The organism is Sphingomonas sp., from assembly GCF_032114135.1.
Taxonomy (GTDB): Bacteria; Pseudomonadota; Alphaproteobacteria; order Sphingomonadales; family Sphingomonadaceae; genus Sphingomonas.
Map to the genome: position 1 here is coordinate 166,180 of NZ_DAMCTA010000001.1, position 23,366 is coordinate 189,545.

A 23,366-nucleotide genomic window follows, 5' to 3' on the forward strand; every position below is an offset into this window, starting at 1 on the left:
CGGAACCACCGTTTCCTCCACCGCGAAGCGGGGGAGGGGGACCGCCGCCGCAGGCGGTGGTGGAGGGGGCGAACGACAAAGGGCCCCGCGTGCGCGAGGCCCCCTCCGCCATTCGCTGCGCGAATGGTCCCCCCCCCCGGAGCCGTGCTCCGGGGGGGAAACGGAATGTTACTTCCCCCGCTTCTTGCGGTGCGTCTCGAGGTCGAGCACGTCGGAGCCGTCGCCTTCCGGGAACAGGCCCAGGCGGCGGGCGACTTCCTGATAGGCTTCGACTTCGCCGCCCAGATCGCGACGGAAGCGGTCCTTGTCGAGCTTCTCGCCCGAGGCGATGTCCCACAGGCGGCAGCCATCGGGGCTGATCTCGTCGGCGAGGATGATCCTGGGATAGTCATTTTCCCAGATCCGGCCGAACTCGAGCTTGAAGTCGACCAGGCGGATGCCGATCCCGGCGAAGAGGCCGGAAAGGAAGTCGTTCACGCGGATGGCCATGTCGGCCATGTCGTGCAGTTCTTCCTGCGCGGCCCAGCCGAACGCCAGGATGTGCTCGTCGGTGACCATCGGGTCGCCGAGCGCGTCGTCCTTGTAGTAATATTCGACGATCGTGCGGGGCAGCGGCGTGCCCTCCTCGATGCCCAGCTTCTTCGCCAGCGAACCGGCGACGACGTTGCGCACCACGACCTCGATCGGCACGATCTCGACCTGGCGGATCAGCTGCTCGCGCATGTTGAGGCGGCGGATGAAGTGGGTCGGGATGCCGATGCCGCCGAGCAGGGTGAAGACATGCTCGCTGATGCGGTTGTTGAGCACGCCCTTGCCGTTGATCGTGCCCTTCTTCTGGGCATTGAAGGCGGTTGCGTCGTCCTTGAAATACTGGATCAGCGTGCCCGGCTCCGGACCCTCGTAGAGAATCTTAGCCTTGCCTTCGTAGATTTGCCGGCGGCGTGCCATGTCGGCCTAGTCCCTTGGAAATGCGTTGCCCCGGCTCCACGGGATTTCTCCGCGTGACCGCCGGGGCTCTGGAAGGCTTCGCGCTATACCGCAAGGGGGGCGGGGGTGCAATGCGGCGCCGCGCCCCTTGCGGGACGCCGTTCAGGCCGCGGGTTTGGAGCGCCGGAGCAGCGTCGCCACGCCCACGCCGGCGCCGAACACGGCGGCCCAAGGCAGCAGGTAAATCGCCAGCGAGAGCAGCAGCTGCATGCCCCAGACGAAGGCCGAGGCCGAGCCTTGCGCCGCTTCGCCGAGCGCTGCGCCGACGCTGGCACCCGAGGCAGCGGCGGCGAGCGCTTGGTAGCGGATCTCGACATCGGCCATCGCCACGCGACCCTGAAGCTCGCGCTGCCAGCCGCGCGCCTTGTCGAGCGCTTCCTGCGCGGCGGCGACCTGGTGCTCGGCATTGACGAGGTCGGCGACCGAGCCCTTGCGGGTGCGCAGCGTCTCGGTCAGCCGGGCGACGAGCAGTTCGCGCTGGCGGATGCGCGCGGCGGTGTCGGTCAGGTCGTTCGACACGTCCTCGCCAGCGACATCGGTATTCGCCGCGCGACCGCCCGCCGCCGTTACCAAGCGCGCCGCTTCGCCGGTGAAATAGCCCGCATCGGCGGCCGCGACGCGCAGCTTGAGGAGTGCGCCGCCGGTACGACCCTCGGCGTCATTGCGGGTCAGCGTGACCAGCTGGCAGCGCGCCGGCCCCAGCCGCTCGCAAAGTGTGCGATGCCCTTCCTGCGTTTCGGCAAGCCGCGCCTCGGGGAGCAGGAAGCTGAGCGTGTAGCGATAGCTGAGTTGGGGCAGGGCGACCTTGAGCGGGTCGGCGCCCGGCGTCCCCGGCGCCTCTGCTTCCGCCACCGTTTCCCCGGCGCTGCCCTGCTGGTTGGAGGAACAAGCGGCGAGTAGCGCCACACAACCCAGCACGAGAAATTTGCGCATCGACATCCCCTTTGATGGTGACGCGCAAATCCCATCATTCGGCTAGAACAAAGTCAAGACACATTTTGGCCGCAATTGAGGCAAAATTGCGGCAGAGGGGCGTCGGCGTAGCAATCCGGCAAATTTTGCCGCCCTCCCTCGGGTCGCGGCGGCCGCGTCCTAAAATGGGAGGGAACAAAGGCAGGACGGAAGACCACGATGACGCGCTTGGGCAAGGCAATGCTGGTGGGGCTGGATCACACCCCCGAAGCAGGCATCAAGCCGTACACGGCCCAGGTAGCCGAAGGTTTCCGTCGCGATACGCGGCTGGAGCGGCTGCGTCACATGGCCTTCTACAACTATGCCTATAACTATATCTTCTGGCTCCGCAGCAGGTCCAACGACCCCGCGCGTCTGCGCAAGCTGGGTAGGATCGAACGGATGCTGCGCGCGCCGCTGGCGCGTAGCGGCCGCACACCCCGCGCCGCCGAGTTCCACGAGATCGATTTCCACTTCGCCGAGAAGATGCTCGATCCTGCGCTGGTCGACCGCATGGCGGCGTCGATGTTCGCGCCGCAGACCTTCACCGATCCGTACCTGCCGGGGTTCGAGCATCGCGGGGCGCCGGAGGCGACCGACCATCCCTTCCTCTACATGGATGCGCAGCGGCTGTTCGAGGATCCGGCGTTTCTGGAAATCTGCAGCACCCCGGACCTGATCGCCTTCTGCCGCGAGACGCTGGGTCCGTGCGCGGCGCTCAGCTGGGCCTGGGCATGGATCTCGCAGCCCATCGACTTCGCCTATCAGAACCAGAAGTGGCACCGCGATGTCGTCGAGCCGCTCAACTTCATTCGCGTGTTCGTGCCGCTCTCTCCCGTCGAGACGCGGGCGGACGGGCCCCTGGAGATGATCCCGAAGACGTCCGGGTTCCGCGACTTTTGCGAGGCGCGCCGCTTCAGGGACGAGGAACTGGAGTCGATCCAGCAGACGATGGGCGCGGGCGTGGTGCTGGCGGACAAGGGCGATGTCTACTTCGTCAACACCTTCGCGCTGCACCGTGGCACGCCGCCGGTCAACCGCCGGGGCATGCTGTCGCTGCTTGTCTCGATCGGTCCGTCGCACCGGACCCCGTTCATCCGCAGGCTGAAGCTCCGCGAGATACCGGCACATTTGCAACCCCTAATCGCCAAGAACCGCAGCTTCTTCCGCCACCTAGTTCGTTGATCCCGAAACAATCTGGCTTGGGTTGCGGATCATAAGGGGAACGCCCTTGGCGTTTCCCCCTCCCGCCTGCTATCCGGGATGGCGATGAGCCTCGACACCGACGTTTCCGAACCTTCCGGCGCCTCCGATGTGCCCTTCGACAGCGCGCTTTCCGAGCGCTACCTCGTCTATGCGCTGTCGACGATCACCGCGCGTTCGTTGCCCGATGTCCGCGATGGCCTGAAGCCGGTGCATCGCCGGCTGCTTTGGGCGATGCGGCTGCTGCGGCTCGATCCGGCAAGCGGCTACAAGAAGTGCGCACGCGTCGTCGGCGACGTTATCGGCAAATATCACCCGCATGGCGACGCCTCGGTATACGACGCGATGGTGCGCTTGGCGCAGACCTTTGCGCTGCGCTATCCGCTGGTCGACGGACAGGGCAATTTCGGCAACATCGACGGCGATAACGCCGCCGCCTACCGGTACACCGAAGCGCGGCTGACCCAGGTCGCGATCGACCTGATGGATGGGCTCGACGAGAATGCCGTCGATTTCCGCCCGACCTATAATGGCGAGGACGAGGAGCCGGAGCTGTTCCCCGGCCTGTTCCCGAACCTGCTCGCCAATGGCGCGGCGGGCATCGCGGTCGGCATGGCGACCAGCATCCCGCCGCACAATGCCGCCGAATTGATGCAGGCGGCGGTCGCGCTGATCGACAACCCGCAGGCGAACGTGCTGGACTATGTGAGAGGCCCGGATTTCCCGACCGGCGGCATCGCGGTCGACAGCCCCGCCGCGATCGCCGAGGCCTATGCCACCGGCCGCGGTAGCTTCCGCGTGCGCGCCAAGATCGAGAAGGTCTCCGAGAAGGGCGGCGGCTGGCACCTCGTCGTCAGCGAGATCCCGTACGGTGTGCAGAAGGGCAAGCTGATCGAGGGCATCGCCGCCTTGGTCAACGACAAGAAGCTGCCGATCCTGGGCGACGTCCGCGACGAATCGGCCGAGGACATCCGCATCGTGCTTGAGCCGCGCAGCCGCACCGTCGACGCCGACACGCTGATGGACAGCCTCTACCGCCTGTCTGACCTCGAAGTGCGCGTGCCGCTCAACCTCAACGTGCTTGACAAGAACCGCACGCCGCGGGTGATGAGCCTGGCCGAGGCGCTGGCCGGCTGGCTCGAGCACCAGTTCGTGGTGCTCCAGCGCAAGTCGCAACACCGGCTGGAGAAGATTGCCGACCGGCTGGAGCTGCTGCGCGGCTATATCCTCGCCTATCTCAACCTCGACCGGGTGATCGAGATCATCCGTACCGAGGACGAGCCCAAGCCGATCATGATGGCCGAGTTCGACCTCACCGATCGCCAGGCCGAGGCGATCCTCAACATGCGGCTGCGCTCTCTGCGCAAGCTGGAGGAGATGGAACTCCGCCGCGAGCAGGAGAAGCTGGAGAAGGAACAGGCCGAGCTGGAGACGCTGCTCGGTTCCGAGGCCCGCCAGCGCACATGGATGAAGCGCGCGCTGGGCAAGATGATCACGCGCTATGGGCTCGATACGCCGCTGGGTGCGCGTCGCACCGCGATCGTCGAGATGGCGCTCGCCCGCGAGATCCCGCTGGAGGCGATGATCGAGCGCGAGCCGATCACCGTTATCCTCTCGCAGCGCGGCTGGATCCGCGCGATGAAGGGGCATGTCGAGGATCTCGGCGGCGAGGCGCTGAAGTTCAAGGAAGGCGACGGCCCCTTCCTGGCCTTCCACGCCCAGACCACCGACAAGCTGCTGCTCGCCGCCGACAATGGCCGCTTCTACACGCTGGGCGCGGACAAGCTGCCCGGCGGCCGCGGCTTCGGCGAGCCGGTGCGCTTGCTGGTGGACCTGGAGGCGGAGCGGCACATCGTCACGCTGCTCCCCGCCAGCGCCGCGCCCAAGCTGCTGGTCGCGGCCAGCGACGGCCGCGGCTTCATCGTGAGCAGCCAGGAAGTGATCGCCGAAACGCGCAAGGGCAAGCAGGTGGTGACGCCGCGACCGGGCGCACACCTCAAGCTGGTCCGCCCGATCGGCGCCGAGGACGATTTCGTCGCGGCGATCGGCGACAATCGCAAGATGCTGGTCTTCCCGATTTCCGAAGTGGCGGAGATGACGCGCGGACAGGGGGTGCAACTCCAGCGCTATCGCGACGGCGGCCTGTCCGACGTGATCACTTTCAAATTCGCCGACGGCCTGCGCTGGCGCATGGGCGGCGAGCAGGAGCGCTATCGCTCCGAGCCGGACGTGATGCCGTGGCGTGCAGCACGCGGCGCCGCGGGTCGCATGCCGCCCACCGGCTTCCCGCGTGATAACAAATTTTGATTGGTAAAACCTGCGGATGCGCCCGGGTCCTTCAGCCCGCTTTAACTAGTTTGCGGCTATGCCGGAGGGGATGGCGTTTCGAAGGGTCCGGGCTCTGAGTATGCGTACCGCGGAGCCTGCTCCGCGGATCGCGGAGCCGTCGTCGACCTTGCCGGCGGGGACGGACAGTCTGCTCGAGCTGATGCCGATCCCGGCCGCGGTGTTGGAGATTCAGGACGGGCGCTACATCTTCGCTTCGGTCAATGGCAATTTCCGGGTTGCGGGACTCGGCTGCACCGCGCAGGAATCACCGGTGGTCCAGCTGCTTGGGGCGCGGATCGGCCAGTTCCTGGCGTCCGATCTGGAGCGCGAGGAGATCGCCTGGCGCTTTGGCGGCGAGGTCGACAGCCGCCATTTCCGCGTGGTGCTCGCTCGTCGCGCGCCGAGCGAGCCGCGTTGCCTGATCACGCTGGTCGACCAGACCTCCGAACTGCGCACCGAACAGAGCCTGCGGCGCGAGATGGCGACCGACAGCCTCACCGGCTTGCCCAATCGCGCCGGCTTCTCGGACGAACTCGAGACGAGGATCGGCGAGGGCGATGCAGCGGCGCAGGCGGTGCTGATCATCAATCTCGATCGCTTCAGCCGCGTCAACGCCTGCATGGGCGCGCTGGCCGGCGACGAGCTGCTGATCTCGGTCGCACGCCGCATCAAGGGCGCGCTGCGGGGACGCGACGTGCTGGCGCGGATCGGTGGCGACGAGTTCGGCGTGCTGATGACGCTGGATGACGGGACAGACGATGCGGTGCAGGTCGCCAAGCGCATCCATGCCGCACTGACCAACCCGTTCCGGCTATCCAATTTCGAAATCCGCATCGATTGCTCGATCGGTATCGCGCTCGGCAGCGATATCGACGGCGATCCGGAGGACCTGGTCCGCAACGCCCAACTGGCGGTACGCCGGGCCAAGAAGAGCGGCCACACCGAATTCTACCATACGCGTGCCTTTGATCTGGCGCGCGAGCAGTTCGCCATCGAGACCGAACTGCGCCGCGCCATCGAAAATGGCTGCATGACTCTCAACTTCCAGCCCATCTGCGACCTCGGCACGGGCCGGATTACCTCGTTCGAGGCGCTCGCCCGCTGGACCAACGACGACGGCGTACTGATCTCGCCCAACGCCTTCATCCCCGTTGCAGAGGAATCAGGGCTGATCGTGCCGCTGGGTCGCTGGGCGATGGAAGAGGCCGCACGCACGCTCGCCGAATGGGACGTGCGCGCAGGCGGGGATTGCGGCGTCAAGATCGCGGTCAACCTCTCGGCGATCCAGCTGCAGCGCGACCAAATCGGCGCGATGGTCAAGAACGCGCTCGATCGCCACGCCATGCCGGGCTCGCGGTTCACGCTGGAGCTGACCGAGAGCGCGATCGTCAGCGACCCCGATCGAATCGCGCAGACCATGACGGCGCTCAAGGATCTCGGCACCACGCTCGCGATGGACGATTTCGGCACCGGCTATTCGAACCTCGCCTATCTCCAGAAGCTACCGATCGACGTGCTCAAGATCGACCGGAGCTTCGTTACCGGCATGCTGGCCGATCGCGACAAGGTGGCGATCATCCGGGCGATCCTCAGCCTAGCCTATGCACTGGGCATGCAGACCACCGCGGAGGGTATCGAGACGCCGGAACTCGCCCAGACGCTGGGCGCGCTGGGTTGCACCTACGGTCAGGGTTATCACTACTCCCGGCCGGTTCCCAACGATGCCGCCTTCCAGCTCATTCAGGCTTTCAAAGCCTGAACCACCACGGCGTCGGCGATCGCGTCGACCCGCGCCGCGTCGGGGAAAGCCTCCGCGATCCACTGATCCTCGATGGCTCGTAGCGCACGCGCGACATCCGGGCCCTTGGCCAGCCCGCGTTCCACCAATGCACCGCCGCTTATCGGGAGGCGGGGGATTTCCCATCCGGCGAGCGATGTCCAACCATGCGCGGCTTCGGCATCGTGGCTCGCTGCCAGCAACAGACGATCCTCCGCCGCCTCGCGGCCGATTCGGTAGGCGAGGGCGCGGGCATCACCGGTCCCACCGTCCGTCAGCGCAAGGACGAGCCGCTTGCGCTGGGCGTTGGAGAGCTTCAGTCGCGCGCCGATCAGATCGCCCGCGGCGGGATCGCGCGGCAGCAGCGCGGCGAGGCGACGGATGGCGTCGGCCGCGGCCCCGAGACGCGTTTCACGATCGACGAGCTCGGCCAGCCTTGCTGCCGAGGTGATCTCCGGCACCACTGGCTCCAGAATGCCGCGCGCGAGCATCAACGTGGTCACCCCCACAGCGTCGCGGGCGACGAGCAGCTTGAGCAATTCGTCACGGATGCGTTCGCGGCTGAGCGCCATCAGGTCGCGCGCACGGGCGGTACAGGCGTCGAGCCCTTCGGGATCGGGCGTGTCGCCGAAGCGCGCGAGGAAGCGGAAGAAGCGGAGGATGCGCAAATGATCCTCTGCGATGCGCCGCAGCGGATCACCGATGAAGCGCACGCGCCGCGCTTCCAGGTCTGCGAGGCCGCCGAAATAGTCGAACAGCGCGCCGGTGTTCGGATCGGCGTAGAGCGCGTTGATCGTGAAGTCGCGCCGCGCGGCGTCCTCACGCCAATCGTCGGTGAAGGCGACGGTGGCGTGGCGGCCGTCGGTGGAAACGTCGCGGCGGAGCGTGGTGACCTCGACGGGGCCGCTGTCGAGGACTGCGGTGATCGTCCCGTGCTCAAGCCCGGTTGGCACTGCCCGTATGCCGGCAGCGCGCAGCCGCGCCAGCACGTCTTCGGGGGAGAGCGCCGTAGCGAGATCGAGATCGGCGACAGGGATACCCAGCAGTGCATCGCGCACCGCGCCGCCGACGAAGCGGCACAGCCCATCGTCGGCACCCAGCACCTTGGTCAGCGCGCCGAGGCCGGGGCGGGTGCGCCAGTCGGTCTCCGGCAGCGTCAGCGCGGCCATGCCATCCGCCGCGACAGGTTGACCAGCATCGCCGCCGTGGCGCCCCAAATTCGATAGTCGTTCCACATGATCTCATAATAATGGCGCTCACGCCCTTGGTAGAGCGCGCTTTTTTTCTGATGGTTGGCGTCGTCGAGGAGGAAGGCGAGCGGCACTTCGAACACCTCGGCGACCTCTGCCTCGGACGGCACCAGGGTCAGGTCCGGCGGCACGACGCCGATCACCGGCGTCACCTGGTAGCCGGTGACGGTGCGATATTGCTCCACCATGCCGACCACTTCGACCAGCCGGCGGGGCAACGCAATCTCCTCCTCGGCCTCGCGCAGCGCGGCGTCGACTGGATCCTTGTCCTCCGGATCGATGCGGCCGCCGGGAAAGGCGATCTGGCCGGCATGCCGGCGCATGTTGGCGTTGCGGCGCGTGAGCAGCACGCCCGGCGCGTCGCGATCGGTGACTGCGAGCAGCACTGCGGCCGCGCTCGTCGCCTGGGCGGGATCGAAGACGGCGTGGTCGCCGGGAAGCAGCGTCGTCGCGTGGGCCGGCCGGTTGTCCAGCGCGCGCCGGAGCTGGTCGGCAAGCCTCATGCTTCCGGCTCGAGCGGGAAGAATACGCCTTGGCTCCAAACCCCGGGAGGGCTGCCGCCCTGGGTGAGCGCCAGCAGCGCAAGCTCATAATAGACGCTGCGGGCGACCAGCGCGTCGAGGCCGCCGCGCACCGCCAGATAGGGGTGGGGGCCATCCTCGCGCGTTTCCGTCCGCAGCGGGTGCTCGGGGCCGGCGACGACGACGTCGCCCGTGTTCAACCGGAACGCGAGTCGCATGGCCTCGCCCTGGCCCTCCACCTTCAGTTCGACGGCCACGAACGGCGCGTCCTCGACCGCGATGTCCAGCTTCTCGACCGGGGTGACGAGGACGAAGCCGCCCGTCGGTTCCCGCCGCAGGATCGTGGAAAAGAGCCGCACCATTGCCGGGCGGCCGATCGGACTGCCCTGATGATACCAGGTGCCATCGCGGGCGATGCGCATCTCGCTGTCGCCGCAATGCCCCGGGTTCCAGCTTTCGACCGGCGGCAGGCGATGCTCCTCTGCCAGGCGGGCGATTTCGGCGAGCGACAGGCTGGCGAAATCGGGGGGCGGCGTGTTGGGCATGGCCCCCCTTAGCGCGCCGCGCGACTTTGTCGAACCCCTGCGCGCTCAGGCGACCTTCCGCAGGCGCGGCACGAGCATGCCCGAGCAATTGGGCACCGCTGCGCCGCGGGCGAGCAGCCGCCTCGCCTCGAACGGTCCGGGCAGGCGCCAGCGTGCCGTGCGGCTCGCATCGAATCCAAAGAAGCGGCCATAATATTCCGGATCACCGATCAGCATCAGCGCCTCCGCACCCGGCAATGCGCTCACGTCTGCTGCGTCGAGCATCTCCTGCATCAGCCGTCGGCCGATGCCCGCCTGCTGCAGATCGGGCTCGACCGCCACCGGCCCGACCATGACGAGCGGCACCATCGGCCCCGAATCGCTCGCCAGCGCCACCGGCCAGCTCTGGATCGTGCCGGCGAGCTTGCCATCTTCGCTTAATGCGGCAAAACTGAACGGGCGAATCGGTAGGGTGCCCTGCCGAACGCGATAGGCGGTGCGCAGATGCCGCTCGGGGCCGAAAGCACGATCGAGCAGCGCCTCGACGGCGTGCGGATCGACCGCATCGAGCGCAACTATCTGAACCACTGCAAATCCTTCCCCGCCTTCGGGCCCCGTGCCGAAAGGCGGGCGCCTTAGCCGTACCATGGCAGAGCGCAAGCGCGGATTTTACCTAGGGACATGCAGAATCCGCACGACGAGCGCGGGCTTTCGGATGCGGCACGATCTGCTATGGCGCGCGCCTGTTTCGCCCCAGGAAAGGCCGTTCGATTGCCCGATTCATTGCAGCTTCAGGTCATGGACCTCGAGGTGGAGGTGCTCACCGGAGTGTATTCCGAGGAAACGCATCTGCCGCAGCCGCTGCGTATCTCCGTCATCGCCGATCTGGACCTGCCCGAGCGCTTTCTGCCGGACACGCCGCTCAGCGCTTCCAAAAGCTATATCGACCTCAAGCACGCCGCGACCGATGCGCTGCCCAAGGACGTGCATTTCACGCTGATCGAGGCGGTGGCCGACCATATCTGCGAGACGCTGTTCATCTCCGATTCGCGCGTGCGTCGCGTTGAAGTGCGGATCGTGAAGCTCGCCATTGCCGAAGCCGACGAATCGATCGGCATCACGCTGGTCCGCCACCGGCGCTGAGCACCGGCGGCGGGCAGGGTTCAGGCGCAGGGCCCCAGGTCGCGCAGCACGACCTGATAGTCCTCGCGCGCCGCCTGCGCGTTTTCGGGCGTCTCGGCGGTGACCGCATTGTCGGGCAACGTCTTTGGTAGCCCGCACGCGAGCCGGTACCAGGCGAGCGTGTCGGGCTTCGGCGCACCGGCATTGGGGTCGACGATGTCGCCCAGCGAGACGCCCCAATGCGGCTTCTCCCCCGGACGCCGCAGGATCTGCAGCGAAATCGGTGCACCGTTCGCGGTCTTCACGAAAATCTGCGTCTCGCCCTCGCCGGGCAGCGCGCCGGGTACGTGGAACGCGTTGCCGATGCCGCTGATCGCTGGCGGGGCATCGCTCGCCAGGACTTCGCGGGTGATGCCGCGGGTGCGTGCGTCCAGTTCGGCGCTCCACAGATACTGGCTGTCCACGCCGGTCAACTGTACCTCCCCGGGCTTGTTGCCGACGGGGCGGGCGAACAGCAGGACGCGCTGCTTTTTCAGCTTGGGGAGCTTGCCCCGAGAATCGAGCGGAACGTCCGCCAGGTAGGAAATCTGCGCCGGCAGCGCATTGCTTCCGCGAATCAGTGCCAGCACATCGGCGGTTACGTAGAGGCGAGCCCGTCCCGGCGCGAGACCGGGCGCCGCATTATCCTTGATCCGGATTATGTCGCTGATCCGCGCGTCGATCACCAAAGGCGCGTTAACAATTGCGGTAGCGACGGTGGCGTAACTGGGTAAGCCACTTTGCGGTTCTTGGCGGATTTGCGCGGTTTGCGGGGCGGGTTGCGCAAGCGCAGGAAATGACGCAGCGCAACAAAACAGCAGAGGTAGGGCGGTTTTCATGTCGCTGCCGGTACCGGATTGTGCCGATCTTATACAGAAATAATTCTGCCATGGGCGCATTGTACGACCAATTCGTCCGACAAAGAGTTTGCGTCGTCGGAAGGCCCACGATACAGACTCGGTGCTCTCGCCATCAGGGGCGCAGTGTGACCCGAGGCGAGCGGACTTGTGCGCGGCTGCCAGCCGGCCAGGGTCGCAAGCAGGATTAGAGGGAGTGACGTTGCCGAATGGCTTACGCTGACCGGAATGTAAGTGGCAGTCGTGTGGTAGCGATCGTTATCGTCGCTATCATCGTGGCTGGCATGGGTTATGCCTTCGTCACAGGTCTGGCATACCAATATATCAAGAAGAAGGCGGAAGAGCTGAAGACCTTCGAGGTCGAAGAGCCGCCGCCCCCGCCGGAGGAGATTCCGCCGCCGCCGCCGCCGCCGGACACGCCGGTGCCGCCGCCCCCGACCCAGGTCGTGGTGCCGCCGGCCATCGTGCAGTCGGTGTCGCCTGCGCCGCCGGTCGCCACCACCAACATCATCCCGCCACCGCCGCCGATCACGCCGCCTGCGCCCCCCGCGCCGACGGCTCCCCCGGCACCGCCGGCCCCGCCGCGGGTCGCGAAGGCACTGAAGCCGCGCAGCTCGCCGGGTTCGTGGGTGACGAACGACGACTATCCGTCGGAGTCGCAGCGTGCGGGTGAAGAGGGTGTCACGGGCTTCCGCCTCGACGTCGATGCGACGGGCAGGGTGGTTTCGTGCACGATCACGTCGTCGAGCGGCTCGAGCCGTCTGGATAACCAGGCGTGCAACCTGCTCAAGCGCCGTGCACGCTTCGATCCCGCCGAGGATGCGAGCGGCAACAAGATTCCGGCTCCGTACGTGAACCGGTTCAGGTGGCAGATCCAGAAGTAACTCTCCGGTTTCCGGTCCGCCGGGCAAGGCGGACCGGCTTGCGCAAGAAGCTATCTTTTAGAGGAAAGACCCAAAATGCTCACGACCATTCTCGCTGCCGGTGCCGCCGCAGCTAAGGGCGGCGAAAGCCCCTACGGCCTGACCCAGGCGCTCAAGGAAGGCGGCCTGATCTCGCAGTCGGTGTTCACCATCCTGGTGCTCATGCTGTTCGTCTCGCTCTACATCCTCTTCACCAAGCTCTTCGAGCAGCAGAAGATCATCAACCAGGCGAAGCGCGTGCGCGCGTCGTTCTGGAGCTCGTCGAACCTGCGTGAGGGCGCTGCCAAGCTCGAGAAGAACTCGGCCTATCGCCAGATCGTCGACGACGGCCTGGAAGCGCAGGAGCAGTACAAGCTGCTGACCGATCCGGTCGAAGCGCATGACTGGCTGCACGGTTCGCTGGCCCGTTCGGAAGGTTCGATCAACTCGGCGCTGGGCGGCGGTCTCGCTTTCCTCGCGACCGTTGGTGCGACCTCGCCGTTCATCGGTCTGTTCGGTACCGTTATCGGCATCTACCGCGCGCTCATCAAGATCGGCTCGGCCGGTCAGGCTTCGATCGACGCCGTCGCCGGCCCGGTCGGTGAAGCGCTCATCATGACCGCACTCGGCCTCGTCGTCGCCGTGCCGGCCGTGCTCGCCTTCAACTTCCTGCAGCGCCGCAACAAGGCGATCGCCGAGAACCTGAACGCGTTCTCGAACGACGTGCTGGGCTACCTGGCGTCGGACGGCCGCGTGAAGCCGGCAACTGCCGCTGCCGCGAAGAAGCCGGCCGTTGCCGCCGCTGCGAAGCCGGCGACCACGACCGCTGGCCAGACCGGCGGCGCCCCGACCCGCCCGTAAGACCAAGGTCGCAGGGCTGCGCACGTCGCGTAGCCCTGCCGCCGGATCGCGATCCGGCGCACAAGAGGATAGGATAGCGCCCAATGGCGATTAGCACAGGCAGCGGCGGCGACGACGCACCGATGTCGGACATCAACACCACGCCCCTCGTGGACGTGATGCTGGTTCTTCTGATCATCTTCCTCATCGCCGTTCCCGTTGTGGTCCAGACGATCGACCTCGCGTTGCCGAAGGTGCAGTTCGAGCCGACCACGACCAAGCCCGAGAACGTCTCGCTCTCGGTCAAGGGTGGCCCGGACGGTTGCGAGATCTTCTGGGGTCTGACCCGGGTCAATCACACCGAACTGCTCGACCGCGCGGTCGCCAAGCTGAAGGCTGAGATCGACCGTCAGGGTGGCCCGAACGCCGCTGGTCTTGAACTTCCCGAAGTTCATATCCGCGGTGACGTCAACACGCCCTATCGCTGCATCGGCGGCACCATCTACACGATGCAGATGGCGGGTTTCGTGAAGGTCGGCTTCATCTCGGAACCGGAGCCCGGTTCGAATAACGCCCGGCTCTGAACGGCCTCGCTTAAGGAGTTACGACAATGGCAATGAGCGCAGGCCGTGATGACGGCGAGCCGATGATGGACATGAACACGACGCCGTTGATCGACGTCATGCTCGTGCTCCTCATCATGTTCATCATCACCATTCCGGTCCAGACGCACGCGGTGAAGGTCGACCTGCCGCAGCCAAGCAACAACGCTTCGCAGCCCGTCGAGCCGGACAAGAACAAGGTCTATATCGACGCGCAGGGCCAGGTGTTCTGGAACAGCATGCCGATCAACGACGTGATGCTGCGCCAGTATCTGGACGCCTCGTTGCAGCGTTCGCCGGAGCCCGAGCTGCACTTCCAGCCGGACCCGGCAGCACGCTACGACGTGGTCGATCGCGTACTGGCGATCATCAAGCGGGCGAACGTCACGAAGCTCGGCTTCGTTGGCAACGAGCAGTACCGCAACGATTTCTGATCCGCGGCGCGGTCAGAGTATTTTGGGAAGGCGGCCCTTCGGGGCCGCCTTTTTTTTGTGCCGTCGCGATGCCGTTGCGCCGCGACGAAACCGTCGTCCGGTCGTTGAAAGATATCCGATCATGGGTCGAGCATGCGCCGTCGGAACACATGCGCGGCCGCGCCCGCTTCTAAGCGGAAATGCGGGGTTGCGACCTTGTCGCTTACGTGTCACCTATCAGTCATCCAAGTGTCATAAAAGTGCAACCTTGGTGTAAAGACGAAAAGGAGAGCGTTATGTCGATCAAACTTGTCGCGGCGGCCGCAGTGTCCCTCCTGGCTTTGGCTTCACCCGCATTCGCCCAGGATACGACCCTCGCGGCCCGCGAAATCATGACGGGGTCCTATGCGACCGCGGAGCACAAGCTTCTTGCCCAGATGCGCTTCGATCAGCGCCCCGAGCTGCAGCTCAACCTCGCTGCGATCTATTATGCCACCGGCCGGGTCGACCAGGCGCGCGCGCTCTATGAGGATGTGCTGCAGAAGGACGATGTGCCGATGACGGTCACGACGGATCGCGTCGCCGGATCACATGCAATCGCGCAGACTGGCCTGCGGTATCTGAGCCAGCGCCAGCACCTCGCGTCCCGCTGACCAGGCGGGTGCGGATCGTGGTGGCGATCCGGACCAGCTCCGCGACGAACAAGTGAAAGCGCGCCAGGCTCTGCCGGCGCGCTTTTCCTTTGCAGGCAGGTATGCGTTAGAAGCTGGCCCAGTCGTCGCCGTCCGCCATCGCCGCGACCGGCACCGCGCGGGGGCCACCTGCAGCCCTGGCAGCAGTCGCCTGCGACGGCAGGATCGGCCGACGCAGCGGGGCCTGCTGGCCACCGGTCTGGAAGGTGGCGGCATGGGCGTCCAGTCGCGCGACCTGATCGGTCAGCTGGCGTGCGGCCGCCGAGGTTTCCTCGACCATCGCCGCATTTTGCTGGGTGGCGCGGTCCATGTCGCCGATCGCGCTACTGATCTCGCGGATCGCGTTCGACTGGGCGCGGTTATCCGCTGCAATTCCGCCGAGCAGCTGGTGGACCTCGCCGACGGTGTCGACGATCGCGGCGAGGGCATTGTCGACGCGCTCGACCGCGCCGCGGGCGACCACGACTTCGGACTGGGTGACGGTGAGCTGGTCGCGGGCGCGCTTGGCCTCTTCCTCGGCGCGCATTGCAAGTGCCGAGACAAGGTCGGCTACGACGGCGAAACCGCGGCCCGCCTCTCCCGCGCGACCGGCTTCCACCGCCGCATTCATCGCCAGAACCCGGGTCTGGAAGGCGATCTTGTCGAGACCCTCGATCACGCTGTCGATGCCCTTGGCGCTGTCCGACACGCGGGTCATCGCCTGCACTGCCTCGTCCGCCGTGCTGCGACCCGAACCGACGACGCCGATCGCCTGATCGGCGCGCTCCACCGTTACGCCGGCGGCGGCGGCGGTGGCGTCGATCCGCTGATTCATCTGCGTGATCGCGGCGGCGGTCTGCTCGAGGCTGGCGGCATTGCCTTCGGTCCGCCGCGCAAGGTCCTCGGAGGCGCTAGCGATCTCGTTTGAACCGGTGCGGATCGACGACGTGCCTTCGAGCACGGTGCCGATCAATTCGCGCAGGCTGCCGATCGCCGAACGGAAATGGTCGGCGAGCTTTTCATAGTCCGCGGGAAAGTCTTGGCCGACATCCGCGGTCAGGTCGCCGCCGGCAACCTTGGCGAGGGCCTGGCCGAGCACGTCCATGGCATGTTCACGTGCCGCCTCGGCTTCGCGGTCGCGGCTCTCTGCCTGCTGGCGAGCGATCTCGGAGGCGCGGAAATGCTGCAGTGCCTCGGCCATCGCGCCGATCTCGTCGGCGGCGGCATGGGCAGGGATGGCGATGTCGACCTTGCCGGCAGCGAGCGCCCGCATCGCCGCAGTCATCTGCACGAGCGGGGAAAACATGCGGCGGCCGGCATACCAGGCGCCGCCCGCGACCAGCAGCGAGATCAGCGCCGCCGACAGCGCCAGCGTCCAGCGGGCCCCGCCGATCGCGCCCATCACGTCGCTTTCCGGGATGCCGACGAAGAGGATTCCGATCGTTTTGCCCGAGGCGTCCTTGATCGGGTCATAGGCGGTGAAGAAGGGCTTGCCGAGGATGTCGGCGGTGCCACGATAGGGCTGTCCCTTGTCGAGCACCGTTGCATAGGCGGCGTTGCGCGCGAGCGGCGTGCCGACCGCACGGCTGCCATCGGCCTTCATGACGTTGGTGGAGACCCGCATGTCGCCGCGGAAGACCGTGGCCGTGCCGCCGCCGAGCCGCTTCACTTCGTCGACGGGCGCGTCCCAATTGTTGAGCTTGTGGTTGCCGACATACAGGTCGTCACCCTCTACGCGGAAGTCGGCGCCATAGGCCTTGAGCACGCTCCATGCGACGCGCATGTTCACTTCCTGACGCTGGGCGGCGGTCTGCGCGGCTTGCTGCAGCAGCGCGCGATCGGCCACGAAGAAGGTGGCGACAGCGAGCAGGATCATGCCGCTGACGGCGAGCAGCGTCGTCTTGGAGGCGAGTGAAAAGTTGTGAAAGCGCTTGAGCATGTTGATCCCGTCAAATTGGCTCCGCGGCGCGTAGTTCGCGCTCAATGCGGTAATCTCCGTATTCATTATAGTGCGGGGACTAGATCAACGGATCGCGCAAGCCCTATGGGCAAGTACGTGCGTTGTACTGCGTACCTGTCGACCGTGGAGGAGAAGGGGTGCCATGGAGGGTGAAATTAGTGGTGGATGTCAGTGTGGACGCATCCGGTATCGGGCGCGGATCGACAATGACGACGCCTATCTCTGTCATTGCCGGATGTGCCAGCGCGCGACCGGTGGCGTCTCGATCGCGTTCAAGGGCGTTGCCAAGGCGGATGTCACCTGGGAGCGCGAGCCCGATCGCTACCGCTCTTCACCGATCGCCGAGCGCGGCTTTTGCCGGGAATGCGGCACGCCGCTGACCTTCGAATTTCTCGACGGCGAGACCATGGACCTGACGATCGGCAGCTTCGACGCGCCGGGGCGCTTCCAGCCGCGCCACAACTATGCGGTGGAGAGCATGCACGAACAGTGGCTCGACACGACCGCGCTGCCCCGATACCGGACCAAGGATAACCCGAACGTCGTCAAACGATGGATGGACAGCATTGGCCGACTACCCGACTGAAACGCACCGCTTCGCCAGCTTCGATGGGCAGGAGATCGCCTGGACCGAGATGGGGGAGGGGCGGCCCGTGGTGCTGATCCACGGCTATTTCTCCACCGCAGAGGTCAACTGGATCAAATACGGCCATGCCGCAAAGCTCGCCGCGCGCGGCCGGCGGGTGATCATGCCGGATCTGCGCGCGCATGGGCACAGCGCCAAGCCGCACGATCCCGCCGCCTATCCGCCCGACGTGCTGATGCGCGACAATTTCGAGCTCATCGCGCATCTCGGCCTGACCGACTATGACCTGGGCGGCTATTCGCTCGGCGCGCGCACGGTGGTGCGGATGCTCGCCAAAGGCGCCACGCCGGACAAGGTCGTGCTGTCGGGCATGGGGCTGGACGGGCTGGTCGCGACCAAGGGGCGGGGGGCCTATTTTCACCGCGTGCTGACCGATCTGGGCAGCTTCCAGCGCGGCAGCTCCGAATGGCTGACGGAGGCGTTCCTCAAGACGACCAAGGGCGATCCGGTCGCACTGCTGCGCATCCTCGACACGTTCGTCGACACGCCGCGCGACGAGATCGCGGCGATCTCCCAGCCGACCGCGGTGATCTCGGGTGCCGACGATTACGACAACGGCTCGGCCAAGGAAGTGGCGGACCTGCTGCCTTATGGCCTGTTCGTCGAAATTCCGGGTAATCACATGAGCGCGGTCACCCGGCCGGAGCTCGGCGATGCGCTGGTGGAGTTCCTCGCTGGTTGACGGGGCAGGGGTGGCGCGGCAGGGTCCGCGCCATTCATGTTTTCCGGGGACTTAGCATCATGATCCGTACCGGCCTTTCGCTCGCGGCGCTCGCTGCGATGCTCGCCGCGCCCGCCCAGTCGCAGACCAGCACGACGCCCGCCGCCGCGCCGACCGCGTCCGAAGCCGCCGCGTTCCTCGACCGCGCACAGCAGGAAATGGCCGCGTTCACGCTGACTTCGTCGCGGGTCGCCTGGGTCAACGCCACCTACATCACCGACGATACCGATGCGCTCGCCGCGGATTACGGCGCCAAGGGCACCGAGATGGCCGTCCGCTTCGCGCTCGACGCCGCGCGCCTGCAGAAGGCACCGGACCTCAGCCCTGAGCAACAGCGCCAGCTGACCATGCTCCGCGCTGCGCTGGTGCTCCCTGCACCGACCACCCTGGGCGCCGCCCAGCAGCTCAGCGACATCTCGACCAAGCTCGGCTCCTTCTACGCCAAGGGCAAGGGCACGCGCGGCGGCAAGCCGATCAACGGCAGCGACATTGAAGCCGCGATGGGCACCAGCCGCGATCCCAATGAGCTCAAGGAGATGTGGGTCAGCTGGAACGATAACGTCGGCGCGCCGATGCGCCCCGATTACACCAAGCTGGTCGGCATCGCGAACCAGGGCTCGAAGGAGCTGGGCTTCGCCGATACCGGCGCGCTGTGGCGCTCGGGCTATGACATGCCGCCGGCGGAGTTCGCCGCGATGACCGACAAGCTGTGGAACGAAGTGAAGCCGCTCTATGTCGCGCTGCACACCTATGTCCGCCGCAAGCTCAACGAGAAATATGGCGACGCGGTGCAGGCCAAGACCGGCCCGATCCGCGCCGATCTACTCGGCAACATGTGGGCGCAGGAATGGGGCAACATCTACGACGTGGTCGCGCCCAAGGGCGCCGGTGACCTCGGCTATGACGTCGGCGACCTGCTCAAGGCCAAGAACTACGACTGGAAGAAGATGGTTCAGACCGGCGAGGGCTTCTACTCCTCGCTCGGCTTCGCGGCGCTGCCGGGCACCTTCTGGGAGCGCTCGCTGTTCCTCAAGCCCGCGGACCGCGAAGTGCTGTGCCACGCCTCGGCCTGGGATATCGACGAGAAGAACGATGTCCGCATCAAGATGTGCATCAAGGTGAACTCGGACGATTTCGTCACGATCCACCACGAGCTCGGCCATAACTATTACCAGCGCGCCTATCAGGCGCAGCCGGCGCTCTACCGCAACGGCGCGAACGACGGCTTCCACGAAGCGATCGGCGATTTCGTCGCGCTCTCGATCACGCCCGAATATCTGGTGCAGATCGGCCTGCTCGACCGCGCCCAGGTGCCGAGCGCCGACAAGGATATCGGCCTGCTGCTCCGCCAGGCGATGGACAAGGTGGCGTTCCTGCCGTTTGGTCTGCTGGTTGACAAGTATCGCTGGCAGATCTTCGACGGCACCATCCCTGCGAACCAGTATGAGGCAGGCTGGAACAAGCTGCGCCTGCAGTATCAGGGCATCGTGCCGCCGGTCGCACGCGACGAGACCAAGTTCGATGCGGGCGCCAAGTATCACGTCGCCGGCAGCGTGCCCTATACGCGCTACTTCCTGGCGCGGCTGCTCCAGTTCCAGTTCTACAAGGCGGCGTGCGACCAGTCGGGCTGGAAGGGCCCGCTGCATCGCTGCAGCTTCTACGGCAACAAGGAGGTCGGCGCGCGGCTGAACAAGATGCTCGAGATGGGCGCCTCCAAGCCTTGGCCCGATGCGCTGCAGACCTTCACCGGCAGCCGCGAGATCTCGGGCAAGGCGATGATGGAATATTTCGCGCCGCTCAAGAAGTGGCTCGACGTGCAGAACAAGGGCCAGCCGCAGGGCTGGTAACTTCTGCAAGACTTTCTCCTCCGGTTTGTGCAGGTACGCGCGCAAATCGGAGGAGACGTAGATGCGTACCAAAACTCTCGTGCTGGCACTGGCCCTGATTGCCCCCGGCGTTGCGAGCGCGCAGCGGCGCCAGCCGGTCACGTTGGAAATCGTCGGCAATGGCTGGGCCGATGTGAAGCCGGGCAAGGTGACCCTCGAGGTCGGCTATATCGGCAAGGGCAAGACCGAGGCCGAGGCGAAGCGCGAAAGCGCCGTACTGCTCGCCAAGATCGAAGGCGTGCTGCAGTCACAGGGCCTTTCGGCAGCGGCAATCAGCAACGGCGAAGTGGACAGCCTTTCCAAGCTGCGGGCCGAGCAGATGCAGAATGACGATGCGGACAGCGCCAGCGATGCCGCGCCGACCGTCACCGACGCCCAGGCGCGGCTGCTGACCTTGCGCACGACGGCGCATGCCGAAGCGGTGAAGGACAAGCTGCGCGAACTGGACTTCGAAATCGGCACGCTGCGCGCCGAGCCGGACATGGCGGAGGTCAACGCCGCCGACAAGCAGGTCAAGGCAATGGCGCTGCGCAACGCCCGCGCCGATGCCGAGATCTACGCCAAGGAAATGGGCCTGCGCGTTGCACGGGTGGTAAGGATCAGCGAAACCGGTAATGGTCCGCTCACGCCTGCCGTTCAGAACAAGATCAAGCTGGCGATGAGCCAGGGGCCGCAGGCGGTGTTCCGCAGCTTCAAGCGCGCGGACGGCGCCACGCATGTGGAGAAGGCGCTGGTCGTCACCTTCGAGCTGCAGTGACGGGGGACGTCGATCCTCCCCCGCAAGGGGGAGGATCCGGAAGCGATCAGTCCTCAGCGTCCTGGTCGGGAATCATGTTTTCGTCGGCGATTTCGGCATTCCATTCGCCCGAGCTATCGGTGCCGTCGGGCTGGTGCGCGGTGCCAGGTTGGGTATCGGACGTTTCGCGGGTCAGTTCGGGGTTCATGCGCTCTCCTTGTCCCAGGGAAACGCGCGCGCTGCCGCCCGGTTCAGTCGTGCGTGTGGAACCGGGCGCCGGCGCGTGGCGCACGCGGCGTCATGGGTGGGAGCGATATCAGCTATAGACGCCGCGCAGCCGATCCATCGACTCGCGGTGGGTGAGGTCGAGGTGCAGCGGCGTGACGGTGACGAAGCCGGCCTCGATCGCGTCGAGGTCGGTATCGGGCGCCGCCTGGTGCGGCATCCGGCCCATTGCCAGCCAGTAATAGGGGAAGCCGCGCGGATCGAGCCGCTTGTCGAGCGCGACGCGGCCATAGTCGCGGAAGCCCTGCGAGACGACCTTGATGCCCTGCACCGCGTCGGCCGCGATTGGCGGGAAGTTGATGTTGACCAGCGTGCGTGGCTCCATCGGAACATCCAGTAGCGGCCGCAGCACGCGCTCGCCCCAGGCCTCGGCGGCGTCGAACGGCACCGCGTCGCCCATGCCGCTGCGCGCATAGCGCTGGCTGAGCGCGATCGAGCGGATGCCCGCCAGCGCGCCTTCCATCGCCGCCGAGACGGTACCCGAATAGCTGACGTCCTCGGCCAGATTGCCGCCGCGATTGACGCCGGAGAGGATTAGGTCCGGCTTGGCATCGGCCATCACTTCGCCGAGCGCGAACATCACGCAGTCGGTCGGCGTGCCCTTCACCGCATAGCGACCCTCGCCGTGGCGGCGGACGCGGAACGGCTCGGTAAGGGTGAGCGAGCGGCCCTTGCCCGATTGCTCCTCCGCCGGCGCGACGACGGTGATGTCGTCGGACAGCGTCCGCGCGATCCGCTCCAGCACGGCCAGGCCGCGGGCATGGTAGCCGTCGTCGTTGGTGAGGAGGATCCGCATCAGCCGCGCGGTTCGAGCAATGTCAGCCCGCCCAGATAGGGCTGGAGCACCGCCGGCACCGCGACCGCACCATTCTCCTGCTGGTAATTCTCCAGCACCGCGACGAGCGTACGTCCCACCGCCAGGCCCGAGCCGTTGAGCGTGTGGACGAAGCGCGTGCCCTTTTCGCCCTCGGGGCGGTAGCGAGCGTTCATCCGGCGCGCCTGGAAGTCGGCGCAGGTCGAGCAGGACGAGATCTCGCGATAGCGGTCCTGGCCCGGCAGCCAAACTTCGAGGTCATAGGTGCGCGCGGCCGTGAAGCCCATGTCGCCGCTGCACAGCTTCATCCGGCGGAAGGCGAGGCCGAGCTTGGTCAGCACGTCCTCGGCGGCGTCGGTCATCCGCTCATGCTCGGCTTCGGACTGGTCGGGGGTGGTGATCGACACCATCTCGACCTTCTCGAACTGGTGCTGGCGGATGAAGCCGCGCGTGTCGCGGCCCGCCGCACCGGCTTCGGAGCGGAAGCAGGCGGTGAGGGCGGTGAGGCGGAGCGGGAGCTCCTCCTCGCTCAGGATCTTCTCGCGCACCGCGTTGGTGAGACTCACCTCGGCGGTGGGGATCAGCCAGCGGCCGTCGGTGGTCTGGAACAGATCCTCGGCGAATTTGGGCAGCTGGCCGGTGCCGAACAGCGCCTCGTCTCGCACCAGCAGCGGCGGCACGCATTCCTCATAGCCATAGCTGCCGGTCAGCGTGTCGAGCATGAACTGGCCGAGTGCGCGGTGCAGCCGGGCCGCGGCGCCGCGCACGAAGGTGAAGCGCGCGCCGGACATCGCCGCGCCGGTCTCGAAGTCCAGGCCAAGAATCGGGCCGATCGCGTCATGCTCCTTCGGCGCGAAGGCGAAGGCGGGAACGGTGCCGCGCTCGTGCACAAACACATTGTCGTTCTCGTCCGCGCCGAGCGCCACATCGGGATAGGGCAGGTTGGGGAGGGCGGCCAGCCGGCCTTCCAGTTCCTCGCCCACGGTCTTTTCCTCGGCCTCCAGCGCGGGCATCCGCTCCTTGAGCGCGGCGACCTCCGCCATCAGTGCCGCGGCGGTCTCTTCGTCCTTCTTCGCCTTGGCGGCGCCGATCGCCTTCGAGGCTTCGTTGCGGCGGGCCTGGCCGGCCTGCAGCTCGGTCACCAGCGCGCGGTGGCGCTCGTCGAGCGCCAGCAGCGCCTCCGACTGCGGCTCCAGGCCGCGCTTGGCCAGACCCTGGTCGAAGGCTTCGGGATGTTCGCGGAGGAAGCGGATATCGTGCATGGCGCGAACCTATGGCCGGGGCCCGTTCCCCACGCAACCCCGCCGCCGCCCACCCGTTGGTTGCCCCCA

Annotated in this window: 24 protein-coding genes; 13 read left to right on the forward strand and 11 right to left on the reverse strand. The window is 66.5% G+C overall.

Annotated features, from left to right (window positions below):
* Nucleotides 1-168 precede the first annotated feature (168 nt).
* Both purC and RT655_RS00830 read right to left on the reverse strand, forming a co-directional pair.
* The gene (gene purC / locus RT655_RS00825; RefSeq protein ID WP_093295430.1) at nucleotides 169-948 is read right to left on the reverse strand and encodes a phosphoribosylaminoimidazolesuccinocarboxamide synthase; all 780 of its coding nucleotides are present in this window, start codon (nucleotides 946-948) and stop codon (nucleotides 169-171) included.
* Nucleotides 949-1,089: 141 nt separating this feature from the next.
* Nucleotides 1,090-1,920 carry a DUF4349 domain-containing protein gene (locus RT655_RS00830; protein WP_313534452.1) on the reverse strand — a complete coding sequence of 277 codons (831 nt, stop codon included), beginning with the start codon at nucleotides 1,918-1,920 and terminating at the stop codon, nucleotides 1,090-1,092.
* A gap of 198 nt (nucleotides 1,921-2,118) precedes the next feature.
* Here RT655_RS00830 and RT655_RS00835 point away from each other — a divergent pair, with 198 nt between their 5' ends.
* The 3 genes from RT655_RS00835 to RT655_RS00845 all read left to right on the forward strand — a co-directional run bounded on the left by RT655_RS00835 (nucleotide 2,119) and on the right by RT655_RS00845 (nucleotide 7,228).
* On the forward strand, nucleotides 2,119-3,123 hold the full coding sequence (locus RT655_RS00835) for a hypothetical protein (protein WP_313534453.1): 1,005 nt from the start codon (nucleotides 2,119-2,121) through the stop codon (nucleotides 3,121-3,123).
* A gap of 84 nt (nucleotides 3,124-3,207) precedes the next feature.
* Nucleotides 3,208-5,448, forward strand: a complete 2,241-nt coding sequence (parC, locus tag RT655_RS00840) for a DNA topoisomerase IV subunit A (RefSeq protein ID WP_313534455.1) — start codon at nucleotides 3,208-3,210, stop codon at nucleotides 5,446-5,448.
* A gap of 100 nt (nucleotides 5,449-5,548) precedes the next feature.
* Nucleotides 5,549-7,228, forward strand: coding sequence for a bifunctional diguanylate cyclase/phosphodiesterase (locus RT655_RS00845; protein ID WP_313534458.1), 1,680 nt, complete (start codon nucleotides 5,549-5,551; stop codon nucleotides 7,226-7,228).
* Here the strand turns inward: RT655_RS00845 and RT655_RS00850 are convergent.
* From RT655_RS00850 to RT655_RS00865, 4 genes are read right to left on the reverse strand one after another with little or no spacing between them, the layout of a single operon-like run.
* Entirely contained in the window at nucleotides 7,210-8,415 is a 1,206-nt protein-coding gene (locus RT655_RS00850; RefSeq protein ID WP_313534459.1) for a CCA tRNA nucleotidyltransferase, read from the reverse strand. The two genes, RT655_RS00845 and RT655_RS00850, sit on opposite strands and share 19 nt — an antisense overlap.
* On the reverse strand, nucleotides 8,403-8,999 hold the full coding sequence (locus tag RT655_RS00855) for a CoA pyrophosphatase (protein WP_313534460.1): 597 nt from the start codon (nucleotides 8,997-8,999) through the stop codon (nucleotides 8,403-8,405). The genes RT655_RS00850 and RT655_RS00855 overlap by 13 nt, the downstream gene beginning before the upstream one ends.
* Complete coding sequence (locus tag RT655_RS00860) at nucleotides 8,996-9,562, reverse strand: DUF1285 domain-containing protein (RefSeq protein WP_313534461.1); 567 nt, start codon at nucleotides 9,560-9,562, stop codon at nucleotides 8,996-8,998. Before RT655_RS00860 ends, RT655_RS00855 begins: the two co-directional genes overlap by 4 nt.
* A gap of 45 nt (nucleotides 9,563-9,607) precedes the next feature.
* A complete protein-coding gene (locus RT655_RS00865; protein ID WP_313534463.1) occupies nucleotides 9,608-10,129 on the reverse strand; it encodes an N-acetyltransferase in 522 nt (173 codons plus the stop codon).
* Nucleotides 10,130-10,312: 183 nt separating this feature from the next.
* Here RT655_RS00865 and RT655_RS00870 point away from each other — a divergent pair, with 183 nt between their 5' ends.
* Entirely contained in the window at nucleotides 10,313-10,684 is a 372-nt protein-coding gene (locus RT655_RS00870; protein WP_313534465.1) for a dihydroneopterin aldolase, read from the forward strand.
* 20 nt (nucleotides 10,685-10,704) lie between these two features.
* Here RT655_RS00870 and RT655_RS00875 read toward each other — a convergent pair whose 3' ends face one another.
* On the reverse strand, nucleotides 10,705-11,388 hold the full coding sequence (locus RT655_RS00875; RefSeq protein WP_313534467.1) for a hypothetical protein: 684 nt from the start codon (nucleotides 11,386-11,388) through the stop codon (nucleotides 10,705-10,707).
* 380 nt (nucleotides 11,389-11,768) lie between these two features.
* Between RT655_RS00875 and RT655_RS00880 the strand changes: the two genes are divergently transcribed.
* The 5 genes from RT655_RS00880 (at nucleotide 11,769) to RT655_RS00900 (ending at nucleotide 14,969) form a co-directional block, all read left to right on the forward strand.
* A complete protein-coding gene (locus RT655_RS00880; RefSeq protein ID WP_093295415.1) occupies nucleotides 11,769-12,443 on the forward strand; it encodes an energy transducer TonB in 675 nt (224 codons plus the stop codon).
* A gap of 75 nt (nucleotides 12,444-12,518) precedes the next feature.
* On the forward strand, nucleotides 12,519-13,322 hold the full coding sequence (locus RT655_RS00885; protein WP_313534470.1) for a MotA/TolQ/ExbB proton channel family protein: 804 nt from the start codon (nucleotides 12,519-12,521) through the stop codon (nucleotides 13,320-13,322).
* A gap of 83 nt (nucleotides 13,323-13,405) precedes the next feature.
* Nucleotides 13,406-13,885: a biopolymer transporter ExbD gene (locus tag RT655_RS00890; protein WP_313534471.1), complete on the forward strand. Its 480-nt coding sequence runs from the start codon at nucleotides 13,406-13,408 to the stop codon at nucleotides 13,883-13,885.
* Nucleotides 13,886-13,911: 26 nt separating this feature from the next.
* Nucleotides 13,912-14,337: an ExbD/TolR family protein gene (locus RT655_RS00895; protein ID WP_125974236.1), complete on the forward strand. Its 426-nt coding sequence runs from the start codon at nucleotides 13,912-13,914 to the stop codon at nucleotides 14,335-14,337.
* A gap of 275 nt (nucleotides 14,338-14,612) precedes the next feature.
* Nucleotides 14,613-14,969 (forward strand): tetratricopeptide repeat protein, encoded by a 357-nt coding sequence (locus RT655_RS00900; protein ID WP_313534474.1) that lies wholly within the window; start codon nucleotides 14,613-14,615, stop codon nucleotides 14,967-14,969.
* 106 nt (nucleotides 14,970-15,075) lie between these two features.
* Here RT655_RS00900 and RT655_RS00905 read toward each other — a convergent pair whose 3' ends face one another.
* Nucleotides 15,076-16,926 carry a cache domain-containing protein gene (locus tag RT655_RS00905; protein ID WP_313536865.1) on the reverse strand — a complete coding sequence of 617 codons (1,851 nt, stop codon included), beginning with the start codon at nucleotides 16,924-16,926 and terminating at the stop codon, nucleotides 15,076-15,078.
* Between the two features lie 163 nt (nucleotides 16,927-17,089).
* Between RT655_RS00905 and RT655_RS00910 the strand changes: the two genes are divergently transcribed.
* From RT655_RS00910 to RT655_RS00925, 4 genes are all read left to right on the forward strand, one after another.
* Nucleotides 17,090-17,533 (forward strand): GFA family protein, encoded by a 444-nt coding sequence (locus RT655_RS00910; RefSeq protein ID WP_313534475.1) that lies wholly within the window; start codon nucleotides 17,090-17,092, stop codon nucleotides 17,531-17,533.
* Nucleotides 17,514-18,275: an alpha/beta fold hydrolase gene (locus RT655_RS00915; protein ID WP_409530224.1), complete on the forward strand. Its 762-nt coding sequence runs from the start codon at nucleotides 17,514-17,516 to the stop codon at nucleotides 18,273-18,275. Before RT655_RS00910 ends, RT655_RS00915 begins: the two co-directional genes overlap by 20 nt.
* A 59-nt stretch (nucleotides 18,276-18,334) precedes the next feature.
* Nucleotides 18,335-20,161, forward strand: coding sequence for a M2 family metallopeptidase (locus tag RT655_RS00920; RefSeq protein WP_313534476.1), 1,827 nt, complete (start codon nucleotides 18,335-18,337; stop codon nucleotides 20,159-20,161).
* Nucleotides 20,162-20,222: 61 nt separating this feature from the next.
* Nucleotides 20,223-20,957, forward strand: a complete 735-nt coding sequence (locus RT655_RS00925; RefSeq protein ID WP_313534477.1) for an SIMPL domain-containing protein — start codon at nucleotides 20,223-20,225, stop codon at nucleotides 20,955-20,957.
* A 46-nt stretch (nucleotides 20,958-21,003) separates the two neighbouring features.
* On the opposite strand, the gene RT655_RS00930 is transcribed toward RT655_RS00925, so the two are convergent.
* The 3 genes from RT655_RS00930 to serS all read right to left on the reverse strand — a co-directional run bounded on the left by RT655_RS00930 (nucleotide 21,004) and on the right by serS (nucleotide 23,297).
* On the reverse strand, nucleotides 21,004-21,144 hold the full coding sequence (locus tag RT655_RS00930; RefSeq protein WP_313534478.1) for a hypothetical protein: 141 nt from the start codon (nucleotides 21,142-21,144) through the stop codon (nucleotides 21,004-21,006).
* 108 nt (nucleotides 21,145-21,252) lie between these two features.
* Nucleotides 21,253-22,017 (reverse strand): 5'/3'-nucleotidase SurE, encoded by a 765-nt coding sequence (gene surE / locus RT655_RS00935; RefSeq protein WP_313534480.1) that lies wholly within the window; start codon nucleotides 22,015-22,017, stop codon nucleotides 21,253-21,255.
* Nucleotides 22,017-23,297 carry a serine--tRNA ligase gene (gene serS, locus RT655_RS00940; protein WP_313534481.1) on the reverse strand — a complete coding sequence of 427 codons (1,281 nt, stop codon included), beginning with the start codon at nucleotides 23,295-23,297 and terminating at the stop codon, nucleotides 22,017-22,019. Before serS ends, surE begins: the two co-directional genes overlap by 1 nt.
* Nucleotides 23,298-23,366: the final 69 nt, after the last annotated feature.